This is a genomic window from uncultured Fibrobacter sp., assembly GCF_937877005.1.
In the GTDB taxonomy this organism is placed as follows: domain Bacteria; phylum Fibrobacterota; class Fibrobacteria; order Fibrobacterales; family Fibrobacteraceae; genus Fibrobacter.
The window spans coordinates 1-5,764 of record NZ_CALEFV010000074.1 but is presented as its reverse complement, the minus strand read 5'-3'; the positions used below and the strand labels follow the sequence as shown (position 1 = coordinate 5,764).

The following is a 5,764-nucleotide window of genomic DNA, read 5'->3' as shown; positions in this document are numbered from 1 at the left end:
CTTTTCCTTGCCCTGCATCACAAAGTCTTTCAGATGGACCACCGGTGCTCTGCCGCTGTATTTCAGCACATATTCTGCGGGATCTTCACCGCCGACATTCACCCAGCAGGTATCCAGCTGGGTCTGCAGATATTCCGGAGCAACTGCCTTGTAAAGAATATCCAGTGCGTATTCGCCGTCCAGCTTTACAAATTCAAAGTCATGATTGTGATACAACAACTGCATTCCCTGCTTATTGCATTCCGCGCCGATCATTGCCATTTCTTCCAATGTTTTCTCATCATCGGACATATTTTCGATTTTTTCACCTATTGCGTCGAAATCAATATCCTCACCACTGCCGTTGCCGCCGCAGCCTGCAATAACTTGCGCTACATCGATGCGCATCCTGAACGCGTTCAAAATCTGCGCGATAATGTGAAATTTTTCTGCGAAGCCTTGCAGCATGAAGGCGTGAACGTGGAACAGTCTCCTTCGGCGATTGTTCCAATAGTCATCGGTGACGAAGCCCGCGCGCTTGAAATTTCGGCTGCACTCCAGAATGCGGGAATACTCATTCCTGCGATTCGTTATCCGACCGTCGCCAAGGGCCAAGCTCGCTTGCGCGCAAGCCTAATGGCAACGCACACGCACGAACAGCTTCAAACTGCCGCAACAACCATCGCTCAAATCATAAATGATTGCTTGTGAAGCGTCGCTATTCCTAACCACTAATCACTAACCACTGTTTACTTTTTATGTCCAAAGGTTATTTCATCACAGCCACCGGAACCGATGTCGGCAAAACATTCATTACCGCCCTTCTCGTTAAAAAATGGCGCGATTCCGGCATCGATGCAGGTTACTACAAGGCGGCCCTCAGCGGCGCAGAACTCCGCGACGGCAAATGGGTCGCAGGTGACGCCGATTACGTGAAACGCATCGCGAATCTTTCCGATACGCAAGAACAACTTGTGAGCTATGTCTATAAAGAAGCGGTCTCGCCGCATCTCGCGGCCCGCAAAGAAGGCAATCCTGTAGAACTTGCGAAAGTTAAAGATGATTTTGATGCGGCCTGCGCTCGTCATGAATTCATTTTCGCCGAAGGCAGCGGCGGAATCATTTGCCCCATCCGCTACGATGACCAGAAAATATTCCTCGTCGATATCATGAAAACGTTAGGCCTTCCGCTGCTTATTGTTACGACAGCGGCCCTCGGCTCCATTAACGCTTGCGTGCTCACGGTGGAATACGCTCGCAGTTGCGGGCTTTCCATCCGCGGGCTCATTGTGAACCGCTACGGCTCTAGCGGTAACCTGGAAATGGAAGACGACAACATCCGCATGATGCAAGACCTGACGGGGCTTGAAATCCTTGCAAAAGTAAAAAACGGCGACACCGATTTAGGTGTGCAACCGTTTTAAAAAATAAAGGAACAAATCAGTCGGCGCTACGATGCGTCTATGTCGGCGGCAATATGCAAATCGAAGTCGGGGTAGGCTTCGCTGATTTCCTTGTGGAGTATGTCCAGACCTTCTTGAGGCTTGATTTCGAAGTTCATGACCACGTCAAAACGAATAGCCTTTTCTTCAAGGTTCACGTAGAAGCCGTGGAACTGCAATGCCCACTCATGCGCCTTCACCAACTTCAAAACGTTGCTGCGGATTTTGGCGGCTTCGTCATTCTTGGTATTGTGCGAATAAACTCCCACGCCCGTGAGAATCACACCGGTTTCCTTGAGTACGCGTGCTTGCACCTTGCGGGTGAGTTCGTCAACTTCTTCGACGGTCATGGTATCGGGGAGTTCTAGGTGTACAGAACCGAGAAACTTGTCTGGGCCGTAGTTGTTCAGGATGACGTCATAGGCTCCGCGGACTTGCGGTTCTTCGGTGAGTAGCGCCTTGATTTTCTTGACCAGGTCGCCGTCGGCGCGTTTGCCCAGAATGTCGTCCAGAGTTTCGATGAGCATGCCGATGCCCGACTTGATGATGAATCCTGAAATCACGAGGCCCACGTAGGCTTCAAGTGAAATTCCCGTGAGGATGAAGACGATGGCTGATGCCAGCACCGAAAGGGAGAGAATGGCGTCGAACAGGGCGTCTGCACCCGATGCCACGAGCGCACCCGAATTCACGCGTTCGCCCTGGCGTTTCACGAATTTGCCGAGCACGAGTTTTACCACTACCGCCGAAGCGATAATGACCAGCGAAACCGTGGAGTAATCCGCTGCTTCGGGGTGGATGATTTTCTTGACGGATTCCACCGCCGAGGTGCCGCCGGCGTAGAGCACGATTGCCGCGACCACCATCGCGCTCAGGTATTCGATTCGCCCGTAACCGAGCGGATGTTTTTTGTCGGGCAACTTGTTCGAAAGCTTTGCGCCCACAATCGTAATGACCGAAGACAGTGCATCGGAAAGGTTGTTTACAGCATCGAGCGTTACGGCGATGGAGTTGGTTGCAAAGCCGACGAATGCCTTGAATGCCGACAGCACGATGTTTGCCGCGATGCCGATGATACTTGTACGGACAATGACCTTTTGGCGGTTTTCTGCTTCGTTCATAAAATCTGATCCTTTTTTAACGGAAATTAGAAATAAATGACCTTTGGGATTTTTGTGGACAGCGTTGTCAACGCAAAAAAGTTTACATAAGAACTAAACCGCTTCTTGAAAAGTATTTTCTGGAATAGAAAATCAAAAAGGAGTGGTTTTATGAATCATGCTCTATGGATCGGTGTGTCCGTTGGCGTTATTATGGCGTTGTCTGTCGTGACGGCGAATGCGTTTACCCTGACAGGCAAGGTGAGCGACGATGGCGGCAAGGCTGTCCAAGACGCAGATGTTTCGCTTGTTCAAAAAGGGCTCAAAGCGAAAACAGATACCTCGGGTGCATTTACGATTCATCAGGCCGAAGAACAGCTGGCTCTGACAGGCAGAAACTCGGTCGGATTTCTCTCCGTGAACAACGGCGTCCTATCGTTTTCGCAGGGGCAAATTTCTCCGGTACAGGTGCAGATTTTCGACGTGTTCGGGAACCGCCTGCTGAATGAAACTCTCTACGGCGCGGGTACGGTTGACATGAAGTCTTCCGTGAAAGCGCAGGGCAAGTACTTCGCGCGCGTCCGCGTAGGTAGCGCTTCGCAAACGTTCCAGTTTGTCGCCGATGGAAGTTTCAATACGGCATTCGGCGCGAAGTCTGGAGCAAAGGCGCTTCTCAAGGTGGGCGATTCGGACAATCTGCGCATTGTTGCCGACGGTTTCGATACCCTCAATGTAAAGCTCGACAATCTTGACACAAATCTTGCGCTTACGCTTAAGAAAACCGCTCCGCCGCAACCGCAGTACGAATACGGATGGGGCCTCAAGAACGACCCTGTTCCCACTCGTGGTTGTGGCAAGGACACTAAGCTTGATTACAAGTATCGTGGCGACAAACCCTACATTGACTTTAGGTGGAGCAAAGGCGTGCGTACCGTGCGCATCGACATGCCGAAAAGTTACGACAAGAACAAACCGTACAAACTCATTTTCGGAATGCAGTGCATGGGCGGTTCAGGAAGCGCCGTGCAGGACGAAGGCTATCACGGCCTCAAGTGGATTGACAAGAACGAAACCGCGATATTCGTTGCGCCCGAAGGCAATGGAAACCAGCTGCCCTGGGGGCAGGATGATTACCTCCTGTTTGACGAACTCCTCGCATATCTCGAAGGCAACTTCTGCATCGATTCGAGCCGCGTTTTTTCCACGGGATTCAGCTACGGCGCCATGTTCAGCAACGGCCTTTCGTGGAACCACCAGGACGTGCTCCGCGCAGTGGCCGTTTACGAAACCGCGGAACGCAACATCTGGCTCCCGCAGCGCAAGAAAATGGGAATCGGCTGGATGGGTGTGCTCGGCCTCGATGATGGCATGTGCACCCCTGAAATGGGCAGGAACGCGCGTGACATCATCTTGACGCTCAACTCCGAAGGCGGCAAGGCGAAGAACGAACGCGCCGAAGAAGCCCAACGCAACGCCCCGCACAAGTGCTACGACTACACGACCGTCGAGGAAAGATTCCCTGTTCGCTGGTGCACGCAGAGCGGCGGACACATCTGGGACCACAAGGACCCCGGCCAGCAGCAGTCCTGGGTGCCGCAAGCTACGTGGGAATTTTTCGAGAAGTTCTAAAGACTTCCTACTCGCTTACTTCTTCACGTGTCTATGATACTCTTGCAAGCTGCACACTTCGAATCTTCCGAAGTCGTGTTTGTCCATGAGGCCTTCGACAGTGGAGGTGAGGGCGGCGATGGTCGTCGTGATTGGAATGCCGGAGACGACGGCCTTGGAGCGCATCTGGATTTCATCGACCATGGCTTCGGCGCCGTTCTCGGTGGTGTTCACGATCCACTGCACTTCCTTGTCGTGGATGAGGTCCAGCAGGTTCGGGCGGCCACGGGAGATGCGGAACACGGCGCGGGTCTTGATGCCTTCGTTGTAAAGCATCGTCGAGGTGCCGCGGGTGGCGTAAATCTGGTAGCCCATGTCTACGAGGCGCTTGATGAGCGGAACGGCCTTCTGCTTGTCTTCGTCCTTGAGCGAGACGAAGATGTTGCCCTGGCTCGGGACTTTGTTGCCCGATGCCAGCTGGCTCTTGAGGTAGGCAAGGCCGCGGTCGCGATCGAGGCTCATGACTTCGCCGGTAGACTTCATTTCCGGAGAAAGCGTGATGTCCACGCCCGGGAACTTGACGAACGGGAACACGGCTTCCTTGACGCTCACGTAAGGCACGTGGACTTCTTCGGTAAAGCCGATTTGTTCGAGGGTTTCGCCCAGCATGCAGCGACTCGCGTAGCTTGCGAGCGGGACGCCGATGGACTTGGACACGAACGGCACGGTGCGCGATGCGCGCGGATTCACTTCGATCATGTAGAGTTCGCCATCCTTGACGGCGAGCTGCATGTTCATGAGGCCGCAAACGTGGAGTTCCTTCGCGAATTCCTTGGCGTAGGCGCGGACCTTGTCCTGAATTTCCTTGGAGAGCGTCATGGGCGGAATCACGCTCGCGGAGTCGCCGGAGTGGATGCCTGCGGGTTCCACGTGTTCCATGATGGCGCCCACCACGGTGTGCTTGCCGTCGCTGATGCAGTCCACGTCGAGTTCGGTAGCGTCTTCCAAGAAGCGGTCGATGAGGATGGGCTTGCCTTCGCCAATGGCGGCGGCTTCTTCCACGAACTTGCGCAGGTATTTTTCCTTGTAGACAATCACCATGCCGCGGCCGCCGAGAACGAAGCTCGGGCGCACCAAAACGGGGTAGCCGATTTTCTCGACGATGGCGAGGGCCTCTTCCACGTTGTGGGCGATGCCGCTTTCGGCCTGCTTGATGCCGACCTTGTCAACCAGCTGCTTGAAGAAGTCGCGGTCTTCGGCGAGGTCGATGTCTTCGGGGCTTGTGCCGACCACATTTGCACCGGCCTTCTTCAGGCGCATGGCGAGGTTCAGCGGAGTCTGGCCGCCGAATTGCACGATGACGCCCGCGCACTTTTCGCGTTCGTATATGCCCATCACGTCTTCGAGCGTGAGCGGTTCAAAGTAGAGTTTGTCGGATGTATCGTAGTCGGTGGAAACCGTTTCAGGGTTGGAGTTCACCATGATGACTTCGTAGCCTTCGCGACGCAGCGTAAAGGCGGCGTGGCAGCAGCAGTAGTCAAATTCGATACCCTGACCGATTCTGTTCGGGCCGCCACCCAGCACCATAATGCGCTTCTTGTGACCGTGACCCGGAATTTCGCGGACGGGCTCAGA

The 5,764-nt window shown here is 54.0% G+C and carries 5 protein-coding genes and 1 pseudogene; 3 read left to right on the top strand and 3 right to left on the bottom strand.

Features of this window, described 5'->3' with window-relative positions; translation table 11 throughout:
* Nucleotides 1–387 (bottom strand): annotated as a pseudogene (locus tag Q0628_RS04185) (hypothetical protein); the annotation flags it as partial.
* Here Q0628_RS04185 and Q0628_RS04180 point away from each other — a divergent pair.
* Complete coding sequence (locus tag Q0628_RS04180) at nucleotides 367–690, top strand: aminotransferase class I/II-fold pyridoxal phosphate-dependent enzyme (RefSeq protein WP_298768447.1); 324 nt, start codon at nucleotides 367–369, stop codon at nucleotides 688–690. The pseudogene Q0628_RS04185 and the gene Q0628_RS04180 overlap by 21 nt on opposite strands.
* Nucleotides 691–737: 47 nt before the next feature.
* Nucleotides 738–1,403 (top strand): dethiobiotin synthase, encoded by a 666-nt coding sequence (bioD, locus tag Q0628_RS04175; protein ID WP_298768444.1) that lies wholly within the window; start codon nucleotides 738–740, stop codon nucleotides 1,401–1,403.
* 26 nt (nucleotides 1,404–1,429) lie between these two features.
* Here bioD and Q0628_RS04170 read toward each other — a convergent pair whose 3' ends face one another.
* Complete coding sequence (locus tag Q0628_RS04170) at nucleotides 1,430–2,542, bottom strand: cation diffusion facilitator family transporter (RefSeq protein ID WP_298768442.1); 1,113 nt, start codon at nucleotides 2,540–2,542, stop codon at nucleotides 1,430–1,432.
* A gap of 150 nt (nucleotides 2,543–2,692) precedes the next feature.
* On the opposite strand from Q0628_RS04170, the gene Q0628_RS04165 reads away from it, so the two are divergent.
* Nucleotides 2,693–4,150 (top strand): esterase, encoded by a 1,458-nt coding sequence (locus Q0628_RS04165; protein WP_298768440.1) that lies wholly within the window; start codon nucleotides 2,693–2,695, stop codon nucleotides 4,148–4,150.
* 15 nt (nucleotides 4,151–4,165) lie between these two features.
* Here Q0628_RS04165 and carB read toward each other — a convergent pair.
* Nucleotides 4,166–5,764: carbamoyl-phosphate synthase large subunit (carB, locus tag Q0628_RS04160; protein WP_298768438.1), on the bottom strand; the 1,599-nt coding region annotated here is incomplete at its 5' end.